The sequence below is a fragment of the Variovorax brevis genome (assembly GCF_030317105.1).
Taxonomy (GTDB): Bacteria; Pseudomonadota; Gammaproteobacteria; order Burkholderiales; family Burkholderiaceae_C; genus Variovorax; species Variovorax brevis.
In genome coordinates, this window is the sequence record NZ_JASZYG010000010.1 from 66,754 (window position 1) to 89,354 (window position 22,601).

Genomic DNA, 22,601 nt, shown 5'->3' on the forward strand with positions numbered 1-22,601 from the left:
CACAAGCCGCAGCGGAGCGAGACAGTCCCCACTGCCTGCGTTCGCGGCCTTTTTTCTGCTTACAGCGCCCGCGGTGGTGAGCAGTTCAAAACGACATTGCGGCGTCCCGATGCGCCGCCAAGGGTGAGAGGCTATGGAAAGCTACTACCTCGACTGGGCCAACCTGCTGCTCCGCTGGGTCCACGTGATTACCGCCATTGCATGGATTGGCGCGTCCTTTTATTTCGTGATGCTGGACAACAGCCTCGAAAAACCCGAAGACCAGGAATCGCTCGACAAGGGCGTGGGCGGCGAGCAATGGGCGGTGCACGGCGGCGGCTTCTACAACATGCAGAAGTACACCCTGTCGCCCAAGAAGCTGCCGGATCACCTGCACTGGTCGTACTGGGAAAGCTACTCGACCTGGCTCACCGGCTTCGGACTCTTCACGATGTCCTACCTGTGGAACGCCAGCACCTACCTCATCGACAAGTCGAAGATGGACTGGCAGCCGGGCGCAGCCATTGCCGTGGCGCTGGCCTTCTTCGTCGTGTTCTGGATGGTTTACGACGGCATCTGCCAGGTCTTCGGACGCCGCAAGAACGGCGACACCATCGTCGGTGTGCTCGTCGCCGTCTTCATCGCGTTCGCGGCATGGCTGGCGTGCCAGTGGTTCGCGGGCCGCGCGGCCTTCCTGCTGGTGGGCGCCATGATGGCCACGACCATGAGCGGCAACGTGTTCTTCTGGATCATCCCTGGCCAGCGCAAGAACGTCCAGGCGCTGCGCGAAGGCAAGCCGGTGGACCCGGTGCACGGCCAGCGCGGCAAGCAGCGCAGCGTGCACAACACCTACTTCACGCTGCCGGTGCTGTTCACGATGCTGAGCAACCACTACAGCTTCACTTACACGCACAAGTACAACTGGATCGTGCTGCTGCTCATCATGCTGGGCGGCGCGGCCATTCGCCAGTTCTTCGTGGTGCGCCATCGCTTCAAGCTGGGCAATGCGGGCAACCCGGTGCCCTACGCCATGTTCGGTATCGCAGTGCTCGGCCTGTCGATCTTCTGGATGCGGCCCGAACCCGCCGCGCCGGCGGTGGCCGGTGCGCCGGTGGCAAAGGTTGCTTTCGGCGACGTGCAGAAGGTGCTGGAACAGCGCTGCTACATGTGCCACGGCGCTGCGATGCAGATGAAGAATGTGCGTCTTGATACGCCCGATCAGGTGTCGTTGCACGCGCAGGGCGTGTATCAGCAGGCGGTGGTCACGAAGATCATGCCGATGAACAACGCAACGGGCATGACGGATGCCGAGCGTGCGTTGGTCAGCAAGTGGTTTGAAGCCGGGGCGCCGACGAAATAGGCCCACTTTGGGGCCTCGCGCTCAAGTGCCACACGAGCACTGCGACACCGAATAATAAATGTCAGGGAGGGACATGAAAAAAGACGTCAAAGAACAAATCAAGGCGTGCAAAGACATGATCAAGGGTCGCACTGCCGAGGTTCTGGTGGAGGAGCTTTTTCGCTTGTTGGGCTATTCGGTGCACCGCTACGGAATGGAAAACTCACTCCCGTCAATCCTTCACGAGCTCGGGCAATTCAGGAACAACAGGATCATCGATAAGGTGCGTAGCCTTCCCGACTTCATCATCACAAAGGGAGGGGCAGCGTACGAAATTGAAGTCAAGTACCGCGAGGATTCGATCTTCAAGTTTCGGGATCTATCCGAGAAGTACCCGGAATACGCTCACGTTGAAGTTCTGTTCGTGGTGGTGTCGCCAGAGACGATCAAGTGCATATCGTTTTCTGATTTAAAAGGTGGATCCTCAACTTCCGCTGGCGCTGGCCATCTCCTCGGCGACCGTCCAGAATTCGCGGAGCACTACGACATCATCAATTACTACAGCGGATTTTCCAGAAAAGTTTTCAATGAAGGTTTGCGCAACTTTTCCACGCACTCATCGCACTGACCTGCGCACGCGGGCCAGTGTGGGTAGTGAGTGGCTCAGCGCGAGACCGCCGCCAAACCAATCGCCAGCCGGTTGTGCCGCTCGACCAGCGGCCCCAAGTCCACGGTGGCGAGTTGGCCTTCACGCACGACCACCTTGCCGTTGACGATGGTCCATGCGCTGTTGGGGCTGGCGCACAGCAGCAGGCTGGCGACGGGATCGTGCACTGCACCACCGGCGAAGCCCATGGTGCGCAAGTCGAACAGCGCCAAGTCGGCGCACATGCCAGGAGCGAGATGACCGATGTCCTTGCGGCCCAACACTTCGGCGCCACCGCGCGTGGCCACTTCGAGCGCATTGCGCGCCGTCATTTCCGACGGGCCATGATCGCAACCGAAGGGTTGCAGCGAGCGCCCCACGCGTGCGAGCAGCAGCGCCTGCCGCGCTTCGTTGACCATGTGCGCGCCGTCGTTGCTGGCGCTGCCATCCACGCCCAAGCCCACCGGAACGCCGGCGTCGATCATCTTGCGGATGGGCGCGATGCCGGAGGCCAGGCGCATGTTGCTGCACGGGCAGTGCGCAACGCCCGTGCGTGTGTGCGCAAACAGCTTGATGCCGGCTTCGTCCAGCTTCACGCAGTGCGCGTGCCATACGTCATGGCCCAGCCAGCCGAGGTCTTGCGCGTATTCGGTGGGGGTGCAGTTGAACTTCTCGCGGCTGTAGGCGATGTCGTGGTCGTTCTCGGCCAGGTGCGTGTGCAGGCGCACGCCGAACTTGCGCGCCAGCACGGCCGATTCGCGCATCAGATCGCGGCTCACGCTGAAGGGCGAGCAAGGCGCCACGGCCACGTTCACCATGGCGCCGTGCGACGCGTCGTGAAAGGTCTCGATGAGCCTCTGCGTGTCCTTGAGGATGGCGTCTTCCTTCTCGACCACGCTGTCGGGCGGCAGGCCGCCTTGCGACGCGCCGACGCTCATGCTGCCGCGCGTGGCCACGAAGCGCATCCCGATCTCGCGCGCCGCCTCGATGCTGTGGTCAAGCTTCACGCCGTTGGGGTAGATGTAGAGGTGGTCGCTGCTGGTGGTGCAGCCCGACATCAACAGCTCGGCCATGGCGAGTTGGGTCGACACGTGCACCATCTCCGGCGTGAGGCCGGCCCAGATCGGATAGAGGCCCCGCAGCCACGAAAACAGCTCGGCGTCCTGCACGCCGGGAATGGCGCGCGTGAGCGACTGGTACATGTGGTGGTGCGTGTTGACAAGGCCCGGCACCACCAGATGACCGCGTGCGTCAATCACCTCATCGGCCGACGCCGCAACGTCTGCCGAAGGGCCGATGGCCTCAATCCGGTTGCCACGGATCAAAATGGACCCCTGCCGCAGCTCGGTACGTTGGTCGTCGAAAGTTGCAATGCACTCGGCATTGCGAATCAGTAGCGTGCTCATGGCGCAGACAATCCCTGAATGGAAACAGCACAAATGATCGCATCGAATCCGGTCCCGGGTGCAGCACCCGACGCACAAAAATCGCCTCGTGATTTCCTGGAGCATCTCTACCGCGTGGCGGTGGATCGTGCCCTGCCGTTGTCGACCATGGGCAAGCATTTGCCGCCCCCGCCCAAGGGCCGCACGCTGGTGCTCGGCGCCGGCAAGGCGGGTGCTTCGATGGCGCAGGCGCTCGAAGCCTTGTGGCCCGAGGATGCGCCGCTGTCAGGCCTGGTCGTGACGCGCTACGGCCACATTCCGCCGCGCCCGGAAGGCTTGGCGCAGCGCATCGATATCGTGGAAGCGGCGCACCCCGTGCCCGATGCAGCCGGCATGCAGGCTGCCGAACGCATCCTCGGGCTGACGCAGGGGCTCACGGCCGATGACCTTGTGCTGTGCCTCATTTCCGGCGGCGGGTCGTCCGTGATGATCCTGCCGGCGGAAGGCCTCACGCTGGCCGACAAGCAGCGCATCAACAAGGAACTGCTGGACAGCGGCGCCAACATCATCGAGATGAATTGCGTGCGCAAGCATCTCTCGCGCGTGAAGGGTGGCCGACTTGCGGCGGCCTGTGCGCCCGCCAAGGTGGTCACGCTGACCATCAGCGACGTGCCCGGCGACGACCCCGCCATCATCGCGAGCGGCCCGACCGTGCCCGACGGCACCACCTGCGCCGATGCGCTCGCCATCCTGGACCGCTACCGCATCGAGATCCCGCCGGCCGTGCGTGCCGGACTGGAAAGCGGCGCGCTTGAAACGCCGGACCCCAAGGACCCCATATTTGCGACAAACGAGGTGCATCTGATCGCGACGCCGCAGCAATCGCTGGAGGCGGCCGCCGCGGCGGCGCGTGCGGCCGGCATCGAGGCGCACATCCTGAGCGATGAAATCGAAGGCGAATCGCGCGAGGTGGGCAAGGTGCATGCCGCGCTCGCGCGCGCGGTGGCGCATCGCGGTGCGCCTTTTGCGAGGCCGTGCGTGATCCTCTCCGGTGGCGAGACCACGGTGACCATTCGTCCGCGTCAGCCAGGCCAGGCCAAGGGCCGCGGCGGGCGCGCGGGCGAGTTCTGCCTCGGCCTGGCGGGTGCGCTGATGGGCCAGGCCAGCGTGTGGGCGCTGGCGGCCGACACCGACGGCATCGATGGCGTGGAAGACAACGCCGGCGCCTTCGTCACGCCCGACACGCTGGCGCGCGCGGAGGCGGCTGGCAAGAAGCTCAGCGACCACCTCGACCGCAACGACGCTTACGGCTATTTCGACGCCATTGGCGACCTGCTGGTGACGGGACCGACCAACACCAACGTCAACGATTTCCGGGCGCTGCTGATCCTTTAGATCGCAGGCCGAAAAGCTTCAAAAGTTCAACCGAGCTTGCCAACCTCGGCTTCCCAGTCGCGGCCGTTGAATCGGACGATCTCGGGCGCCTCCGCGTCCAGGTCGTAGTCGTCGAGGCAGCGCACGTTGACGGTGTAAAGCTCCGGCGCCGCGCGTGGCCGCGTGAAGGTGTGGATGCCGCAGTGCGTGCAGAAATGGTGTTTGGCGACCTTGCTGCCAAACTGGTAGGTGCCAAGGTCATCCTCGCCCGACAGCAACCGGAAATGCGCAGCATCGACGCGGTGATGCAGGATGCCCTTCTTCGAACAGACAGAGCAGTTGCATTGCGTGACGCGGTCAATGTCCGCTTCGATTTCGAAACGGACGACACCGCAGTGACAGCTTCCCATGTATCGACGCATCATGATGCGGTATTTTGCAATTGAAGCCCCATCGACGCTTGCCATGAATCCTGTGACTGCCTCGCCCCATTCTTCTGTTGCCGCCGCGCCGCGACCAGTGCGCACCGCCGCCACGCTCATCCTGCTGCGCGACGGCAGCCTCGGCCTTGAAGCGCTGCTGCTTCGGCGCGCGGAAAAGGCCAACGACCAGAACAGCGGCGCCAGCGTGTTCCCCGGCGGCGTCGTGGATGCGCACGACCGCCGGCTGCACGCCATGTGCAGCGGCATGGACGACGCGGCCGCGAGCGCGCGCCTGTCGGTCGCCGAAGGCGGGCTGGATTTCTATGCCGCGGCGGTGCGCGAATGCTTCGAGGAAGCCGGCGTCCTGCTGGCCCGCGATGCGACGGGCGGGCTCGTCGACCTGCAGCAAGTCGCCGCCCCGCAACTGGCCGCCATGCGCGAGGCCGCGGCGCAAGGCACCGAGGCGCTGACCGCGCTGTGCGAGGCCAATGGCTGGCGCCTGGCGATCGACCAACTCATCTATTTCAGCCACTGGCTCACGCCGCCGGGCATGCCGCGCCGCTTCGACACGCGCTTCTTCGTGGCCCTGATGCCGCCGGGGCAAGCGGTGATTCCCGATGGCCGCGAAACTGTCGAGCACATGTGGCTTCGGCCCGTCGATGCACTGGACCCCGACCGCGCGCTGAAGCTGATGAACGTCACGCGCCGCATCCTTGAGCAGCTCTCGACATTCCCCAGCGCATCCGCCTGCATGGCCTATGCCGGCAACCTGCGCGAGATCACGCGCGTGATGCCCCGTTTGGCGAATGGACCCGAGGGCAGTCGCGCCGTCAACATGGAAGAGCCTGCCTACCCGGAGGTTGCGTACGTCGATCCGGAGGGAAAGGGACATGCCCGCTATGCCCTCGAACCCGGACTCGTCATGCGCCTGTCGCCGCACGTCTGGCGCGTGACGGCGGCCGACGCGGCCTCAGCGGATGCGCCCGGCGCGCACAGCTATTTCGTGGGCGGCACCGATGGACCGTGGGCGCTGATCGATCCATTGCCGCATGACGCGGCGCACGCTGCCGCATTGCGCGCCGCCGCGCCCGGCGACGTGCGCTGGATCCTGTTCACGCAAGGCAAGGAGGCATCAACGCAGGCATGCAAGGATGCATGGCCCGACGCCACCGTGCTTCAGCCGCAGCCGAACGAAGAACTCAAGCTGGGCGATGCAACGCTGCGAGTGCTTTCCGTGCAGGGCGATGTCGACGCCCGTCACTACCTTCTGGTGCAGGAGCGCCTGCTCTTCGCAGGCACGGCCTTGCAACAGGCCATGGCGCCACGCGATGACGTGGCATGGATCGCACCGCACCAAGGCTTCATCGTTGCGACGCGTGCGTGAGTGCTGACGCACCGCGAGACTGTCGTCATTTCATGGCGTCAGCACCAGACATAAATCTACACAAGACTTCGCACAAGGCTGACGGGCGATTCACAAGGGGCGAGCAGGATGAAATCCTCAACGGCTCTAAAAGGAATACCCATGAGAAAACTTGCTGTTTCCCTCGCGCTTGGTGCGGCCTCTGTGCTGTCGCTCGGCGCAGCACTCGTTCCCGTGACTGCGCAGGCCCAGCAGGCGCAGCTGTACATCAACGTGGCACCTCCGCCGCCGCGGCATGAAGTCGTGCCGCCGCCGCGTCATGGCTATGTCTGGGCACCTGGCCACTATGAAGCCCGCAAGGGTCACTACGTCTGGCGTGAAGGCAAGTGGCTTCGTGCCCGCGAAGGCTATGCCTACCGTGCGCCGGAGTGGCAAGAAAACGGTGGCCGCTACGTGTACCGCGAAGGCGGCTGGGACCGGGACCATGACGGTGTGCCCAACAAGTACGACCGCCGACCGGACAATCCGCACAGGTCCTGATCACCTGATCGCCTGATCGCCTGACGCGAAGCCGTGGCCCGTTTCAAGGGCCGCGGCTTCGCGTTGTCGTTTGCGCCGGTGCATTGGGGCGAGAATGCACGTCATGCCCATTGACGCGCCCGGCAATGCGATGCGAGACCTGTACGGCGCCCTTTGGCGCCACGCCGAAGGTGCGCGCGGGCAACTATTGGGCGCCACGGCATTGCTCACGGGCTCGCAGGTCTTGCGCCTGGCCATGCCCTGGCTGGCGGGGCAGGCCATCAATGCCCTGCAGGCCGGCGACTACCCCGCTGCCGGGCGATGGATTGCCGCATTGGCGGGCGTTTACCTGCTGTCATGGCTCGTGCATGGGCCGGGGCGAATCCTGGAGCGCAACGTCGGCTTGCGTGTGCGCGAAACACTGGCCGACGAGCTCTACGGCCGCATTGCGGCGGCACCGCTTGCATGGAATGACGGCCACCATTCCGGCGAACTGCAGCACCGGGTGCATCAGGCAAGCCGCGCGTTGTCGGACTTTGCGCAGAACCAGTTCGTCTATCTCACCAGCCTCGTCAACTTCATCGGACCGATGATTGCGCTGACGCTGCTGTCGCGCACCAGCGGCGTGGTGGCGATCGTGGGCTACGTCGTCATCGCGATCGTCATCGTGCGTTTCGATCGCGCACTGATGCGCCTCGCGCGACAGGAAAACGACGCGGACCGCCGCTACGTCGCGGCGCTGCTCGACTTCCTGGCCCACGCGTCGACGGTGATCGGCCTGCGCCTTTCCGCCGCGTCACGCGTGCTGTTGTCGCGCCGGATGTCCGCGGTGTCGGCGCCGCTCAAGCGAACCGTGTTGCTCAACGAAGGCAAGTGGTTCTCGGTCGACATGATGGGCCTGGCGCTCACCTGGGGCATGGTCGTGATCTACGTCATGCAGTCACGTGCACCGGGGCAGGCGGTGATGCTGGGCTCGGTGTTCATGATCTACCAGTACGCCCAGCAGGCCGCCAGCGTGGTGACGTCGATGGCGGCCAATTTCCAATCCTTTGCACGCATGCACACGGACTTTGGCAGCGCCGCGCCGATCTGGGCTGCGCCTTCGCGCGCGCAGGACGTGGCGAGCGAGCGCATCGATGCTGCTGCGGATTGGCGCACCATGCACATCGAGCATCTGAAATGGATCTACAAGCCGCGCGGCACGCAGGACGCGGGCACCGAACATGTGCCGAGCGGCTTGCGCGATGTCGTGCTCACGCTGCGCCGTGGGGAGCGCATCGCGCTGGTGGGGCCGAGCGGCGGCGGCAAGAGCACCTTGCTGCGGGTGCTGGCCGGCCTGTACGCGCCACACGGCGGCACGCTCAGCGTGGACGGCAAAGCAGCCGACTGGTCACGCCTGCGCAACATCGCCACGCTGATTCCGCAGGAGACCGAGGTGTTCGAAGCCAGCGTCCGCGAGAACCTCAGCTTCGGCCAGCCGTGCGATGACGAAGACTTGCACGCCGTGCTGTACGCCAGCACCTTTGACGAAGTGCTGGCCGCGATGCATGGGGGGCTGGACACGCCGCTGTCGGAGCGCGGCTTCAACCTTTCTGGCGGTCAGCGGCAGCGCCTGTGCCTGGCGCGCGGCGTGTTGGCGGCGCAGGGCAGTTCGCTTCTGCTGTTCGACGAACCGACCAGCGCACTGGACGCTGCCACCGAGGCGCGCGTACTGCAGCGCGTTGCGCGCCGCTTTCCGGACGCCTGCGTGATCGCCTCGGTTCACCGGCTGAGCCTGCTCGAGCACTTCGACACGGTGGTGCTCATGGAAGCAGGGCGCGTCGTCGACGCGGGGCCCTGCGATGAAGTGCTTGCGCGCCAGCCGTCGCTCGGGCGGCCGGCTGCTGCGGCGAATCCTGTCTAGGAAATCAGGCCTTCCACTCCGGCATCAGCGTGTTCGACGGCAGCGATTCGTCGAGCAGTTTGCGGCCGGTTTCCACGCCTGCGGCCGGCACCAGCTTGGGGTCGAGCAGGCCGACCTGCACCAGCACGCTCGCCTGGTCCCAATAGATGTGCTCGTGGTAGAGCTTGTCGCCCCGGAACTTGATGACGGCGAGCAGCGGCACTTCGACGCGCTTGCCCGTGGGCTTGACGCCCGGCAGCATCCACGGGATCTCGGTGGTGTGCGTGAAGGTGAAGAGCATTTCGTCGACCACCTGCGTCGCGCCGATGGTGCGCGAGATGGGCACCAGCGCGGTGTCGGGCGGATTGCTGTTGACGAAGTGGTCGCTGTAGAAGCGGTGCAACTGCTTGCAGCCCACGCCGCCCGTCATCGTCGGAATGTGGTTCACATAGGGCTCGGCCACCATGGTGCTCATGGTGTCGTCGACGTTGCGCGTGCCGAACTCGTATTCGCAATGCTTGTCCCACAACGCCGACAGGTTGTAGTGCGGGCCCATCGCGCCCTTCAGCGCGCCGATGCTGCGCTCATGCGCCATGAGCGCCGACGGCTTGTGATAGTGCTCGCCGCCGACGCGCGCAAAGGCGTGGTCCTGGCCGGGGTAGACGTACAGTGTGACGTTGGGCCGGTTGCTCAGCGCCTTGACGATGGCGTCGCGTGCCTCGGGTGGGCAGAACTTGTCGAGTTCGGCGATGTGCAGCACCAGCGGCTTCTTGATCTTGTCCGCCTCGGCCAGCGCAGCGTCGATGCCCACGCCGTAGTAGCCCACGGACACGTCGGCGTCCGTGCGGGTGGCGGCCAGGTAGGCCAGCTTGCCGCCCAGGCAAAAGCCCAGCACGCCGACCTTCTTGTTGCTGACTTCGGGGCGGGCGCGCAGCGCCGTGATGGCGCTCTGGATGTCTTCCATGCCCTTGGCTTCGTCGAAACCCTGGTAGAAGCCGAAGGCCCGTTGCCAGTCGGCTTCGGCGTAGCCCAGTTCGACATTCGGCTCCTGCCGCCAGAAGATGTCCGGCACCAGCACCACGTAGCCTTCTTCGGCGTAGTAGTCGGCCACGTCACGCATGGTCTTGTTGACGCCAAAGATCTCTTGCGCAATCACCAGGCCCGGGCCGCTGCCCGATGCCGGCACCGCGAGATAGCCGCGGAACGTGCCGCTGCCGTCAGCGGCCTTCATGTCGATGTACTGACCTGCCATGTAGGGTTCTCCAGAGTGGGGTGCTAAACATTACGCCCATATAGTTTAGACGTAAAGTAGTTTTGGCGGACAATGAAAACTGCTTGCCACACGGTCGTACAGCGCTGCGCCAAGCCAATCCCCTGAAGAAAGATCCATCTTGAAGATCCGGAACTCCATCGCCCTCGTGACCGGTGCCAACCGTGGCATCGGCCTGGAACTCGTGCAGCACCTGCTGGCCGCCGGCGCCAAAAAGGTCTACGCCACGGCGCGCGACACCACGGCGTTGAAAGACCTCGCCAAGTCGGATCCGGGCCGGCTCGAACTCATGAACCTGGACATCACCCGCGCGGACCAGATCGACGCCGTGAAGGCGCGCTGCACCGATGTCAACCTGCTCGTCAACAACGCGGGCATCAACCGGCACCAGGGCTTTCTGTCGGCAGGCTCGCTGGAGCACGCGCAGGCCGAGGTCACGACCAACTACCTCGGCACGCTCGCGATGTGCCGCGCCTTTGCGCCGCAACTCAAGGGCGAGGGAGCCATCGTCAACATGCTGTCGATCCTGGCGAAGGCGACGATTCCAGGCATGGGTTCGCTGTGCGCCGCCAAAGCCGCAGGCCTGCGCATGACCGAAGGCGTGCGCGCCGAACTCGCGGCGCAAGGCACGCTGGTCGTGGCAGTGATGCCGGGCGCGGTCGACACCGACATGAGCAAGGACTTCCAGGGGCCGATGTCGTCGCCCGCGGAAGTCGCCAAGGCCGTGCTCGCGGGCCTGGAGAAGGGCGACGAAGAGGTCTATGTGGGCGACTTCGCCGCGTGGATCAACGCCGGCATGGCCACTGACCCGAAGAGCATCGAGCGCGAGCTTGCAAAGTACCTGCCCCAATAGGCTCAATCGAACTTCAGCGAGCTCAGGCGCGCCACGATGAGATCGTGCATCGCCTGCGCGGCGACCGAGAGGCTGCCTTCACGCCGCTGGATGAGGTAGACGGTTCGCGTCAACGAAGGCAATGGCATCGGACGCGTCACCAGCGTTTCGCGCCGGAAGTGGAACAGCGTCAGGGCCGGCACCACGCTGACGCCCAGCCCCGCCTCGACCAGCCCCATGACGGTTGCAAGGTGTTCCACCTCGAAGACGGCATTGAGCCGCAAGGGATGTAGTGCCGCATCCAGCGCCTGCCGAACGCTGCTGTTGCGCGCCATCTGGATGAAGGGCCAGGGCGCGATTTTTCTGACGGTCAGGCGTGGCTCGCTGGCCAGTGGATGGTCGGCGCGGCATACCAGATAAAAGCGATCGCTGCACAGCTTGCGGCTGCGCAGGTCGCTGTCGGCGGGTGCGGCGGCGCCCGCGGCGGCGAGCGCGAAGTCGGCGTGACCGCCGCGAACGAGCGCCACGCAGGCGTCCGACAACGCATCGTTCAGGTCGATGGTGATGCCGGGCCATGCCTGCATGAATTCCGCAAACACACCGGGCAGCCATCCTGCGGCCAATGAGGGAAGGGCGGCGATGCGCACGCGGCCCTTGCGCCGCTCGACATGGTCGGCCAGGTCATTCACGGCGCTGCCAAGGTCGTCCAGCAGGCGCCGCGCCGAGCCTTCGAACAGCCGGCCTTCTGGCGTCAGCAGCACGCTGCGCGTGTCGCGATCGAACAGGCGCGTGCCCAATGCGTCTTCCAGTCCGCGGATGAGCGCGCTGAACGCCGGCTGCGACAGGTGGCAGGTCTGCGCCGCCCGCGTGAAGTTGCGCTGGTCGGCCAGGGCAAGAAAGGCCCGCAGTTGTCGTGACGAGAGATCAGGTGTTTTCATTGGCTATTTGAAATCCAGATGAATTGATCTGAACTTTCGATTTTACGGATCACCACGCCACGCCTAGAGTGCAGGCCATGCACACAGATCTTCCCCCGCTGCTTGTTGGATGCGCTGCCGGTTTTTCCGGAGACCGGACCGATGCGGCGGGCCCCGTCGTGGACACGCTCATCCGCCGGCTGGAGAGCGGCCCGGCCGGCCAGCGCGCCTTTCTCATCTTCGAAACGCTGGCCGAGCGCACGCTGGCACTGGCGCAACTGCGTCGGCGCGCCGATCCGCAGGCGGGCTACGAGCCCTTGCTGGACGCGATGCTGCGACCGGTGCTGGCGCGATGCCTGGCGCATGGCATCCGCATCGTGAGCAACTTCGGCGCGGCCAATCCGCGCGCGGCAGCGCGCCACATTGCCCGCATGGCGCGCGAACTGGGTGCCACGGCGCCGCACATCGCCGTCGTGGAAGGCGACGACCTGTCGTCACCAGAACATCTTGCGCTGCTTCGGCGCGAACTCGGCACACGGATGGAAGGCATCCGCCTCGTCAGCGCCAATGCGTACATCGGCGCGGAGCCCATCGCTGCCGCGCTCGATTCCGGCGCGCAGATCGTGGTCTGTGGCCGCGTGGCCGACCCCTCGCTCACCGTGGGGCCGGCGATGTCGCATTTCGGCTGGCGCGCCGACGACTGGCCACGCCTGGGACGCGCGACGATGGCCGGCCATCTGCTCGAATGCGGTGCGCAAGTCACGGGTGGCTACTTCGCCGACCCCGGCTTCAAGGACGTGCCGGGGCTCGCGGCCGTCGGCTTTCCCATCGCCGAGATCGATGCGGACGGCCACTGCACCATCGGCAAGGCCGACGGCACGGGTGGACTTGTCACCGAGGCCACCGTCAAGGAGCAACTGCTGTACGAAGTGCACGACCCCTTCGCCTACCTGACGCCCGATGTGGTTGCCGACATCTCGCAAGCCGAGGTGCGTGTGGTGGGGACGGATCGCGTGGCCTTGTCCGGCGTGCAGGGTCATGCGCGGCCCGGCGACTACAAGGTCAACGTCTGCCACGAAGGCGGATGGCTGGCCGAGGGCGAGATCTCCTATGCCGGGCCGCGTGCCGAAGCTCGCGCCCGACTCGCGGCCGATGTGCTGCGGCAACGCCTGGAAGGCCTGTCGCTGCGCGTGGACCTGATCGGTGCGATCAGCATCCTGGGCGACGATGCCGGACGCGCACTCGCGGCAACGCCCGATGCGGGCCTGCGCGATGTACGCCTGCGTGTCGCGGCGACGCATGAAGATCGCGCGCAAGCCGAGCGCCTGGCGCGTGAAGTGACTGCGCTCTACACCTGCGGCCCAGCGGGCGGCGGCGGCGTGCGAACCACGCTCACGCCGCGGCTCAACACCATCTCGTGCCTGCTGCCGCGCGATGCCGTGCCGGTGGGCTTCGAGCGCGTCGAGGAGGCCGTATGAACACGAACATCGGGATGGTTCCGCTCTATCGCGCTGCCCACGGCCGCACGGGCGACAAGGGCGACCGCTCCAACATCAGCGTGATCGCATGGCACGAAGCGCTGTATCCGTTGCTGGTCGAACAGGTGACGGCTGAGGCGGTGGCGGCACAGTTCCAGTTTCGCCGCCCCACGCGCGTGCAGCGCTTCCTGCTGCCGAATCTGCACGCCATGAATTTCGTGCTCGACGGCGTGCTGGATGGCGGCGTCAACGATGCGCTGAACCTGGACACGCACGGCAAGACCCTGTCCTTTCTCTTGCTCGACCTGCGCATTCGCGTGCCGCAAGAACTCCGGCATCTGCTCACCGGCCCCGATGAGGGCTGACCGCGGGACGCCTCTTTCCATTTCACTCAAACCCCTCTGGAGACATACGATGAATCGCTTTCCCCTCGTTGCGCTGGCTGCCGCACTCGCCATGGCGCCGCTGCTTGGCCAGGCACAGGCCTTTCCCGACAAGAGCATCACCTTCGTGGTGCCTTTCGCGGCGGGAACGGCCACGGACCAGATTGCCCGTGCCCTTGGCAATGGTGTCTCGACTGAGTCGAAGCAGCCTGTCATCGTCGACAACAAGGCCGGCGCGAGCGGCTTCATCGCCGCACAGCAGGTCGCCAAGGCCGCGCCGGACGGCTACACCGTGCTCATCACCACCAACACCACGCATGCCGCCAACGAGCATCTGTTCAAGAAGCTTCCCTACGATCCGGTGAAAGACTTCGCGCCGATTGCAGCGTTGGGCAAGGGCGGGCAGATCATGGTGGTCAATCCGGCGTTCCCTGCCAAGACAGTGGCCGAGTTCGTCGCGCTGGCCAGGAAGGAGCCGGGCAAGTACAGCTTCGGCAGCGGCAGTTCATCCAGCCGCATGGCGGGCGAACTGCTGCAGCAGATGGCGGACATCAAGCTGCTGCACGTGCCCTACAAGAGCAATACGCTCGCCGTCACCGACCTGCTGGGCGGCCAGATCAACATGATGATCACCGACGCGGCCACCGGCCTGCCGCAGATCAAGGCAGGCAAGTTGCGTGCGCTGGGTGTTTCGAGTGACAAGCGCTCCCCGCTGGCGCCCGAGGTGCCCACGATTGCAGAGGCTGGCGTGAAGGGCTACGAAATGGGCTACTGGTTCGCCGCGTATGCGCCGGCCAAGACCCCGCCCGCAGTCATCGCGCGACTGAACGAATTGTTGGTAAAGGCCGCGAAGAGCGAAGCGGCCAGGAAGGCGTTCTACGACCCGACGGGCACGGAAGTGTTCACCACAACGCCGGAGGGGCTCGCGAAGTTCCAGGCTGCGGAGTCGCAGAAGTGGGGCCGCATCGTCAAGGCTGCGGCGATCGAGGCGGAATAGTCGAACAGCGCGCGCAGAATGCACCCGGTTCAACGAAAGGAACGGGTGATGCGGATGTCTGCTCAAGCTTGCTTCAAGTCAGCGGGTCGTGTTTTGCTCTTGGTGGCTCCGATCCTCGTGGGCGCCTGCGCGACGAGTCCATCCGCAGGTCTCGCCCCCACGATTTCGGCCCAGCAGATTGCAGGGATCATCACCAGCCCCGACCGCACCGCCGCCGACCGCACGAACGACATCCGCCGCAAGCCCGAGCAAATGCTCGTCTTCATCGGCGTGCGTCCCGCCATGGTGGCACTGGATGTGAGCGCGGCTGGCGGCTACACGACGGAGTTGCTGGCGCGCGCGATAGGCCCGACGGGCACGGTGTATGGACAGATGCCACAGCGCGATCCGAACCGCGCGACACCGGCGCCATCCGCGCCCGAAGGAGTCTCGAATCCGGCCGCGATGCCGCCTGCCGCCGCCGCGCCTGCGGCGCCGACGGGGGCGCGTCCCTCATCGGCTGTGGCACTGGCCGATCGCAGTGCGCGGCTCAAGAGTGCCAACGTTCCCGCGGCGCCGATGGTCGCCGTGCCGCAGCGCTTTGAAGACCCGGTGCCTGCGGCCGTCGCCAATGGCGGGCTCGACCTGGTCACGCTGATGTTCAACTACCACGACATGGGGTTCATGGGCGTGGATCGAATGCAGATGGACAGGGCGATCTTTCGCGCGCTGAAGCCGGGCGGCATCTTCGTCGTTGCGGACCACGCGGGCCGTCCCGGCACCGGCATCAGCGAGTCGGGCACGCTGCACCGGATCGAAGAGGCTTTTCTGCGCAAGGAAGTGGAAAGCGTGGGGTTCAGGTTGGTGGCGGAAGGCAATTTCCTGCGCAATCCCAATGATCCGCGCGACCGGAACACGCCAGAGCCGCCCCAGCCCAAAGACGAGTTCGTGCTCAAGTTCGTCAAGCCTTGAGATTCACGCTTTCCGGTCACCCACCCGCTGCGCAATCCACAGCTCGAACTGCCGCTGCGCCTGCAGCCTGAATTCGTTGCGCGTCTGGTTGCAGATGGCGTGCGAGAGGCGGCGGTGCTTCTGCTTGCGCACGGTGCCGAAAGTGGAATCCAGCAGATGTTCGATGGTGGCCGAATCGGGTTGGCTGCGGGGTTCCGCAAAGTCCATCGGCAGGCCACACCAATGGCAGTTGCTGCCAAAAGAAGACTTCAATGCTTGCACGCTCATGCCGCGAGTATCGCGCCTGGACATGCGCGGCCTCCGCATAGACTTGCGTGCAAGCCCGAACGAAGCCACGAGGAGATCAGTTCCCCATGTGCAGCCACTACATCAGCGAACGTCGACGTGCTTATTACCTCAAGCACTATGGCATCGTGCTGCCGCCCAACTGGGAGGCGCCGCGCGGTACCTCGCATGTGTACCCCACGCAACTCGCACCCATCGTGCGCCGTCCGCCTGAACGCAGTTCGGGTGACGAAGCGGTGCCGCCATTCGAGGCGGTGATGGCGCACTTCGGATTGCTGCCGGGTTTCGCCAGGGACTTGAAGTACGGCGTGCGCACCTATAACGCGCGCACCGAAACAGTGGCTACATTGCCGAGCTTCAAGAGCGCATGGGCGAAGGCGCGCCACTGCATCGTGCCGTGCGAGGCCATCTACGAACCCGACTGGCGCAGCGGCAAGCATGTGCCCACACGCTTTGCGGCCGCCAACGACGAGACCTTCGGTGTCGCAGGTTTGTGGCAACCGTGGCGCGCGCCGACCGGTGAATGGCTCACCAGCTTCGCGATGCTCACCGTCAACGCCGACGAGCACCCGCAGTTCAAGCACATGCACCGCTACGACCCCAAGCTCGCGCCCGACGCGCAGGACAAGCGCATGGTCGTCATCCTGCCGGAAGCGCAGTACGCGCAATGGCTCGATGCAACGCCGGAGCAGTCGATGGATTTCATGAACCTCTACCCCGCCGACCGCATCGACATGACCCCGGAGCCCCTGCCCGAAAAGGCCCCGCCGGCGAAGAAGGTACCCGACACGGGTTCCCTTTTCTGAGACGTCGAGTGCAGCTTGCGACGAGGTGCTGCTAAAGGAGGCAATCCATTGCCAGCCCTTGTGGGACAAGGCTTTGGGACGATCACATGGTGGTTGTCCACAAGCTTGTCCACGTCGGACGGGGACAGTTCGTCTCGAGTTCCGTTCCTGCGGGCGGCGATCAGCGTCGGTGGTAAGTCGGTGCCCGCTCGTACACCGGTGTGTCGATGCCTTCCATTCGTGCCTTGAGTTGCAAGGCAAGAAACTGCGAGTAGTGGCGCGACTGGTGCAGGTTGCCGCCGTGGATCCACAACTGGTCGACTTGCGTTGGCTTCCACATGTTGCGCAACTCGCCTTCCCACGGACCGGGGTCCTTGGGGGTGTCGGAGCCCAGGCCCCAGCACTTGCCGACCTTGTCTGCCACTTCGGGCGAGATGATGTTGGCAAGCCAGCCGTTCATCGAGCCGTAGCCCGTGGCATACACCAGCAGGTCGGCGGGCAACTCGGTGCCGTCCGTCAAGGTGACTGATCTCTCATTGACGCGCTCGATGTTCACGCCGCTCTTGAGCTTGATGCTGCCGTTGGCCACCAGCTCCGACGCACCCACGTCGATGTAGTAGCCAGAGCCGCGGCGAAGGTACTTCATGAACAGGCCCGAACCGTCGACGCCGAAGTCGAGCATGAAGCCTGCTTTTTCAAGGCGGCTGTACAGGTCGGCATCGCGCCGCTTCATCTCGTCGTAAACGGGAATCTGAAGCGCATGCATGATCTTGTAGGGCACCGACGCAAAGATCAGGTCGGCCTTGTGATGGTCGATGCCGTTCTTCACCGCCTGCTCCGAGTAGAGCCCGCCGAGCGCCAGTTCCATCAGCGAATCCGATGGCGCGATGTGCGTGGATGAGCGCTGGATCATCGTCACGTCGGCGCCGTTCTCCCACAGCGCTGCGCAGATGTCATGCGCCGAATTGTTGGAGCCCAGCACCACGCACTTCTTGCCCTTGTAGGCCTCGGGGCCGGGGTGCTTGCTGGAATGGTGCTGGTCGCCCTTGAAGTTCTCCGCGCCGGGAATCTCGGGAACGACTGGATAGCCCGACACGCCAAGCGCGAACACCAGTTGTTTGGGCCGCAGCACGACGTCCTTGCCGTCGCGCTCCACGGTCACTTCCCATTCCTTCTTCGCTTCGTCGAAGCGCGCCTTCTTCGCGGTGGTCGAGCCCCAGTAGTTGAGCTCCATGACCTTGGTGTACATCTCCAGCCAGTCGCCGATCTTGTCCTTGGGCGAGAACACGGGCCAGTGGTCGGGGAAGGGCAGGTAGGGCAGGTGGTCGTACCACACCGGATCGTGCAGGCACAGCGACTTGTAGCGCTTGCGCCAGGAGTCGCCGGGCTTCTCGTTCCGCTCCACGATGATGGTCGGAACGCCCAACCGGCGCAGGCGCGCACCGAGCGCGATGCCGCCCTGGCCGCCGCCGATGATCACGACTTCGGGCTGCTTGGTGAAGCCCAGCGTCTGCCGTTCTTCTTCCAGCTTTTCGAGCCAGGTCTTGCGTCCCGGCAACTGGCCGTGCTCCGCGCCCTTGATGCGCTGCTCGCCGGTTTTTTCTTCATGGCCCTTGAGTTGGGTCATGGTCGTGAGCAGCGTCCATGCCTTGCCATTGCGAAGCCGAACATGGCCGCGCCCGCGCGCCACGCGCGTCTCGAAGGTGAACCATGCTTCGGTGATGCCATCGGCTTCAGTGGCATCGCCTTCGATGGCGAAGTTCGACGGCGCAACGTCCGCGAGGCGCGCCTTCAGCATGGCGCGGATGGCGTCGGGCCCTTCCTGCGTTCGTATGTTCCAGGTGAAGGCGACGAGGTCGCGCCAATAGCTGTCCGCTTCGAAGAGATCGACTGCGGCATCGACGTCGCCTTTGGCAAGCGCGTCGCCAAAGTCGGAAAACCAGGTCTTGGCGGCCTGGGTCGGATCGGTGATCGTTTCAAGCATTCCGTGTGTCTCCGTTCTTTGTTGGCTGGGCCTTTTTGCGCACGCAACCCCGGCGCAAAAGCACCGCTCGCGAGCGTAGTCCAACACTTGAATTAGAGACGCAAGAAATTGTTTTGTGGATGGCTGCCCGAAGGGGCCGCCCACTTCATCGGCCGGGCGTCAGGCCGTGCAGAGTCGCTGGATCTCGGGAGGCACCGGCATCGCACGCAAACTGCCGTCTTCCCGCTTGCCGCCGAAGATGCGCACCTCTTCGCATTCGAGGATGAGCGCGTCGCCGCGCATCACGCGATAGGCCTGCACGAAGCTCTTGCTGCGCCATTCCTTGACGGTGGTCACGATGTTCAAGGTGTCGCCATAACTGGCGGTGGAAACGAAGCGCGTGTGCGTGTCCACCAGCGGCGTGCCGATCACGCCCATCGTTCTTGCGGTCTCGCTCCAGTGCGGCACGCCGCATTCCACGAAGAAGTGACGCGAGGCCGCGTCGATCCAGCGAAAGAAGTTGGGAAACCAGACGATGCCGGCGGGATCGCAGTCGCCGAACTCGACGCGCGTGGTGTAGATGATTTCCTTGGTGGTCATATGTGGCCGGGAGGCTAACGCATTTGCGAGGGAAGCCACAGCGCGATGACCGGAAAGGTGATCAGGATGACCAGGCGAATGAGGTCCGTTGCCACGAAGGGCAGCACGCCCTTGAAAATGGTGGTGAAGCTCACGTCCTTCACCACGCTCTTGATGACGAACACGTTCATGCCCACGGGCGGATGGATGAGCCCCAGCTCCACCGTCATCACGATGATGATGCCGAACCAGATCGGGTCGAAGCCGAGCTGCACGATCACCGGAAAGATGATCGGCACCGTGAGGATGATCATCGCCATCGCGTCCATCAGGCAGCCGAGCACGAGGTACATCAGCATGATGAGCGCCAGCACGCCGTAGCGCCCGATGCCCAGGCCGGTGAGGAACTCGGTGAGCTTCTGCGGACTTTGCGTGATGGTCAGGAAGTAGCCGAAGAGCAGCGCGCCGATGAGCACCGTGAACACCGCCGCTGCCGTGCGCGTGGCCGAGAGCAGCGCCTCGCGGATCTTTGGCCCGTTGAGCTTGCCGCGGATCAGGCCCAGCAGAAAGGCGCCGCTCGCGCCCACGCCACCGGCTTCGGTCGGCGTGAAGAACCCGCCATACAGGCCGCCGACGACGAAGAGAAACAGCACCAGCGGCGCCCACACGTCCTTCAGGTCGAGCACGCGCTGGCGCCAGGGCTTGGTCTCGCCGGCCGGCAGCCAGCCCGGCCGCACGCGCACGATGATGGCGATGGTGATGACGTACATCAGCATCGCCAGCAATCCCGGCACGATGCCGGCCATGAAGAGCTTGCCGATGTCCTGCTGCGTGAGGATGGCGTAGACGGCCAGCACCGTCGAAGGCGGCAGCATCGCGCCCAGCGTGCCGCCGGCGGCAATCACGCCCGTGGAGAACGACTGCGGATAGTTGAAGCGCCGCATCTCCGGATACGCAACGGCCGAAAAAGTGGCCGCCGTGGCCACCGACGATCCGCAGATGGCCGCGAAGCCGCCGCATGCCAGCACCGTCGCCACGCCAAGCCCGCCGCGCAGGTGGCCGATCATGGAGTTGGCGGCCTTGAAGAGTTCGCGGCTCACACCCGACACCGACACGAAGGCGCCCATGAGCATGAACATCGGGATCACGCCGAAGGTGTAGTCGGTGACGGTGCGCATCGAGGTCTGGCCGACCAGCTTCAATGCGGGGCCGGGGCCGACGATCCAGGCGTAGCCGGTCACGCCCACGAGGCCCATCGCCATGCCGACGGGCACGCGCAAGAGCATCAGTACGAAAAGAACCACGAAGCCCAGAACGGCGATCGCATCAGTGCTCATGTGGCCCCCACGCTCGGCACTTGCGTGTCCTCGCTGCCCCCCGAGGGGGCGCTCGCATCCTGGAGCGGTCCGGCGATGCTCGTCATTCATCAACCTTCTGTTCAGGCTTCTCGTCGTGCAGCAACTCGGGATGGAAGATGAGCCGCCAGGTGCGAATGGCGATGAGCAACACCGCGCACACGTCGCCTGTCCACGCCACGGCATAGAAAGGCCAGACGGGGATGTTCATGTCGAAGGTTTGCACGTTGTCGGTGTAGGTGCCGCGGACCTTGTCGAACAGCGTGGCGGTCTGCACCGCGACCACGAAGAGCAGCACGAGCGTGGCAAACACGTCGATGACGCGCTTCATGCGCGGGCCGGCCGCCGTCCACACGAGGTCGACCGTGATGTGCCCGCCGCGGTAACTGGTCGCCGCGATGCCCCAGAAAATCAGGATGCCCAGCAGCATGCGGCCGAAATCGTAGGCGTCGGGAATCGAGGTGTTGAAGAACTTGCGCAGCACCACCGCGATGAAGATGTTGAGCGCCACGATGCCAACGAACATGGCGGCGAGCCATTCGATGGTGTTGATGATGCGGTCCATCGCGTTGACGGGGCGACGCGTCATCCTCTGCTCCCGTATTTACTCCTTCCCCCTTCGGGGCTGAGACCTGCGGCTCCGGTTCCGCCTGTGCGGAACCGGACAGGTCGAAGAGCCGCAGCCTCTGGCTGCGAGCACGGAGGTTGGGATGGGGGCACCGGGCAGTCGATAAGTACGCAGCGTCTGCCATCAACCGCCGCGTGCCCCCACCCCAACCCTCCCCCGCAGGGGGAGGGAGATCCACGCGCGAACATCAAAGTGCGGAGTTGCTCTTTGCCAAGCTGGCCTTCAGCGAATCCATGACGGCCTTCGGATCAGCGCCCACCTTCTTCACGCCTTCGGCCCAAGTGGCCTCGCCCGGCGCAACGGCCGCGCGCCATGCGGCGAGTTGATCGGGCGTGAGCTTGTACACCTCATGCCCCGGCAACGCCGCAATCTTCGCGCGGCCCGCAGCTTCGAATTCAGCCCACGGCGCGGCAACTTTTTCTGCCCACTCGCTCGTGCAGTGGTCATCGATGACCTTCTTCTGCGCGGCCGACAGGCTGTCGTACTTGCCCTGGTTGAGCCCCCACACAAAAGGCGTGACGTACAGCGGCACGTCCATGTGGAAGTTCACCACCTTGTCGATGCCGAAAAGGCTGATGGAACCCCACGGAAAGGTGATGGCATCGGCCACGCCGCGCTCCAGCATGTCGCGAGACTCGGGGGCCGAGGCCTGCACGTTGGTGCCGCCCAGCGAGGTGATCATCTGGCCGATGGTGCTGGTGGCCGGCCGCACCTTCATGCCCTTGATGTCGGTGGGCAGGGTGATCTTCTTGCGCGCATGAAAAGTACCCGGGTCGTGCACGAAGGCAAAGCAGAACTTGATGTCCTTCATTTCCTTCGCGGCGTACTGGCGATACCACGCGTCGATGGCAGCGGTGCCGCCCTTGGCGTTGGCGAACATGAAGGGCAGCGACGCGCCGGCCATGATCGGGAAGCGGCCGGGTTGGTAGCCGGGGTTGATGTAGGCCGCGTCGGCGATGCCGTCGCGCGCCATGTCGTAGTGGTCGAAGGCCTTGCCCAGTTGCTCCGACGGAAACAGCGTGGCCGTGATGGTGCCGCCCGATGCCTTCTTGATGTCGTCCGCCCATGCCTGCAGCGAAGGATTCAGCGGATGCTGCGCCGGCACCCAACTCGACATCTTCAGGTTGACCGGCTTGTCCTGCGCCCCTGCGGGCGACGCTGCCAACGCCAGCGTGGCGGCTATGGCCAGCACGGCGCGGGCGGTCGTCGAGGTTCTGTGGCGGGGCATGGTCATGTCAAGGTCTCCTGGCAGGGGTCGTTGGAACAGTG

The 22,601-nt window shown here is 64.8% G+C and carries 22 protein-coding genes; 12 read left to right on the forward strand and 10 right to left on the reverse strand.

Annotated features, from left to right (window positions below; all coding sequences use genetic code 11):
• The first annotated feature begins 133 nt into the window (after nucleotides 1-133).
• Complete coding sequence (locus QTI66_RS27230; protein ID WP_286563290.1) at nucleotides 134-1,339, forward strand: urate hydroxylase PuuD; 1,206 nt, start codon at nucleotides 134-136, stop codon at nucleotides 1,337-1,339.
• 73 nt (nucleotides 1,340-1,412) lie between these two features.
• Nucleotides 1,413-1,946, forward strand: a complete 534-nt coding sequence (locus QTI66_RS27235; RefSeq protein WP_286563291.1) for a hypothetical protein — start codon at nucleotides 1,413-1,415, stop codon at nucleotides 1,944-1,946.
• Between the two features lie 35 nt (nucleotides 1,947-1,981).
• On the opposite strand, the gene QTI66_RS27240 is transcribed toward QTI66_RS27235, so the two are convergent.
• Nucleotides 1,982-3,370 (reverse strand): 8-oxoguanine deaminase, encoded by a 1,389-nt coding sequence (locus tag QTI66_RS27240; RefSeq protein WP_286563292.1) that lies wholly within the window; start codon nucleotides 3,368-3,370, stop codon nucleotides 1,982-1,984.
• A 33-nt stretch (nucleotides 3,371-3,403) separates the two neighbouring features.
• On the opposite strand from QTI66_RS27240, the gene QTI66_RS27245 reads away from it, so the two are divergent.
• Nucleotides 3,404-4,744, forward strand: coding sequence for a glycerate kinase type-2 family protein (locus tag QTI66_RS27245; RefSeq protein WP_286563293.1), 1,341 nt, complete (start codon nucleotides 3,404-3,406; stop codon nucleotides 4,742-4,744).
• 26 nt (nucleotides 4,745-4,770) lie between these two features.
• Here QTI66_RS27245 and QTI66_RS27250 read toward each other — a convergent pair whose 3' ends face one another.
• A complete protein-coding gene (locus QTI66_RS27250) occupies nucleotides 4,771-5,259 on the reverse strand; it encodes a GFA family protein (protein ID WP_286563294.1) in 489 nt (162 codons plus the stop codon).
• Here QTI66_RS27250 and QTI66_RS27255 point away from each other — a divergent pair.
• The 3 genes from QTI66_RS27255 (at nucleotide 5,243) to QTI66_RS27265 (ending at nucleotide 8,930) form a co-directional block, all read left to right on the forward strand.
• On the forward strand, nucleotides 5,243-6,529 hold the full coding sequence (locus tag QTI66_RS27255) for an NUDIX hydrolase (protein ID WP_286563295.1): 1,287 nt from the start codon (nucleotides 5,243-5,245) through the stop codon (nucleotides 6,527-6,529). The two genes, QTI66_RS27250 and QTI66_RS27255, sit on opposite strands and share 17 nt — an antisense overlap.
• A 141-nt stretch (nucleotides 6,530-6,670) precedes the next feature.
• Nucleotides 6,671-7,048, forward strand: a complete 378-nt coding sequence (locus QTI66_RS27260) for a YXWGXW repeat-containing protein (protein WP_286563296.1) — start codon at nucleotides 6,671-6,673, stop codon at nucleotides 7,046-7,048.
• Between the two features lie 103 nt (nucleotides 7,049-7,151).
• Complete coding sequence (locus QTI66_RS27265; protein ID WP_286563297.1) at nucleotides 7,152-8,930, forward strand: ABC transporter ATP-binding protein; 1,779 nt, start codon at nucleotides 7,152-7,154, stop codon at nucleotides 8,928-8,930.
• 4 nt (nucleotides 8,931-8,934) lie between these two features.
• Here QTI66_RS27265 and QTI66_RS27270 read toward each other — a convergent pair whose 3' ends face one another.
• Nucleotides 8,935-10,161: a dienelactone hydrolase family protein gene (locus QTI66_RS27270; protein ID WP_286563298.1), complete on the reverse strand. Its 1,227-nt coding sequence runs from the start codon at nucleotides 10,159-10,161 to the stop codon at nucleotides 8,935-8,937.
• Nucleotides 10,162-10,300: 139 nt separating this feature from the next.
• On the opposite strand from QTI66_RS27270, the gene QTI66_RS27275 reads away from it, so the two are divergent.
• Nucleotides 10,301-11,032: an SDR family oxidoreductase gene (locus tag QTI66_RS27275; protein ID WP_286563300.1), complete on the forward strand. Its 732-nt coding sequence runs from the start codon at nucleotides 10,301-10,303 to the stop codon at nucleotides 11,030-11,032.
• A 2-nt stretch (nucleotides 11,033-11,034) separates the two neighbouring features.
• Here QTI66_RS27275 and QTI66_RS27280 read toward each other — a convergent pair whose 3' ends face one another.
• Nucleotides 11,035-11,949, reverse strand: coding sequence for a LysR family transcriptional regulator (locus QTI66_RS27280; RefSeq protein WP_286563301.1), 915 nt, complete (start codon nucleotides 11,947-11,949; stop codon nucleotides 11,035-11,037).
• 77 nt (nucleotides 11,950-12,026) lie between these two features.
• Here QTI66_RS27280 and QTI66_RS27285 point away from each other — a divergent pair, with 77 nt between their 5' ends.
• From QTI66_RS27285 to QTI66_RS27300, 4 genes are all read left to right on the forward strand, one after another.
• Nucleotides 12,027-13,406: an acyclic terpene utilization AtuA family protein gene (locus QTI66_RS27285; protein WP_286563303.1), complete on the forward strand. Its 1,380-nt coding sequence runs from the start codon at nucleotides 12,027-12,029 to the stop codon at nucleotides 13,404-13,406.
• Nucleotides 13,403-13,771: an AtuA-related protein gene (locus QTI66_RS27290; protein ID WP_286563304.1), complete on the forward strand. Its 369-nt coding sequence runs from the start codon at nucleotides 13,403-13,405 to the stop codon at nucleotides 13,769-13,771. Before QTI66_RS27285 ends, QTI66_RS27290 begins: the two co-directional genes overlap by 4 nt.
• A gap of 49 nt (nucleotides 13,772-13,820) precedes the next feature.
• Nucleotides 13,821-14,786: a Bug family tripartite tricarboxylate transporter substrate binding protein gene (locus QTI66_RS27295; RefSeq protein ID WP_286563305.1), complete on the forward strand. Its 966-nt coding sequence runs from the start codon at nucleotides 13,821-13,823 to the stop codon at nucleotides 14,784-14,786.
• Nucleotides 14,787-14,885: 99 nt separating this feature from the next.
• Complete coding sequence (locus QTI66_RS27300) at nucleotides 14,886-15,737, forward strand: class I SAM-dependent methyltransferase (protein WP_444815054.1); 852 nt, start codon at nucleotides 14,886-14,888, stop codon at nucleotides 15,735-15,737.
• Nucleotides 15,738-15,740: 3 nt separating this feature from the next.
• Here the strand turns inward: QTI66_RS27300 and QTI66_RS27305 are convergent, their stop codons facing one another.
• The gene (locus tag QTI66_RS27305) at nucleotides 15,741-16,028 is read right to left on the reverse strand and encodes a hypothetical protein (RefSeq protein WP_286563306.1); all 288 of its coding nucleotides are present in this window, start codon (nucleotides 16,026-16,028) and stop codon (nucleotides 15,741-15,743) included.
• 62 nt (nucleotides 16,029-16,090) lie between these two features.
• Between QTI66_RS27305 and QTI66_RS27310 the strand changes: the two genes are divergently transcribed.
• On the forward strand, nucleotides 16,091-16,828 hold the full coding sequence (locus tag QTI66_RS27310) for an SOS response-associated peptidase (protein ID WP_286563307.1): 738 nt from the start codon (nucleotides 16,091-16,093) through the stop codon (nucleotides 16,826-16,828).
• A 160-nt stretch (nucleotides 16,829-16,988) separates the two neighbouring features.
• On the opposite strand, the gene QTI66_RS27315 is transcribed toward QTI66_RS27310, so the two are convergent.
• From QTI66_RS27315 to QTI66_RS27335, 5 genes are all read right to left on the reverse strand, one after another.
• On the reverse strand, nucleotides 16,989-18,791 hold the full coding sequence (locus QTI66_RS27315; RefSeq protein WP_286563308.1) for an NAD(P)/FAD-dependent oxidoreductase: 1,803 nt from the start codon (nucleotides 18,789-18,791) through the stop codon (nucleotides 16,989-16,991).
• 159 nt (nucleotides 18,792-18,950) lie between these two features.
• Nucleotides 18,951-19,370: an acyl-CoA thioesterase gene (locus QTI66_RS27320; protein ID WP_286563309.1), complete on the reverse strand. Its 420-nt coding sequence runs from the start codon at nucleotides 19,368-19,370 to the stop codon at nucleotides 18,951-18,953.
• 14 nt (nucleotides 19,371-19,384) lie between these two features.
• On the reverse strand, nucleotides 19,385-20,686 hold the full coding sequence (locus QTI66_RS27325; protein WP_286563310.1) for a TRAP transporter large permease: 1,302 nt from the start codon (nucleotides 20,684-20,686) through the stop codon (nucleotides 19,385-19,387).
• 82 nt (nucleotides 20,687-20,768) lie between these two features.
• Nucleotides 20,769-21,293, reverse strand: a complete 525-nt coding sequence (locus tag QTI66_RS27330; protein WP_286563311.1) for a TRAP transporter small permease — start codon at nucleotides 21,291-21,293, stop codon at nucleotides 20,769-20,771.
• 226 nt (nucleotides 21,294-21,519) lie between these two features.
• Nucleotides 21,520-22,566, reverse strand: coding sequence for a TRAP transporter substrate-binding protein (locus tag QTI66_RS27335; RefSeq protein ID WP_286563312.1), 1,047 nt, complete (start codon nucleotides 22,564-22,566; stop codon nucleotides 21,520-21,522).
• Between the last annotated feature and the right edge of the window lie 35 nt (nucleotides 22,567-22,601).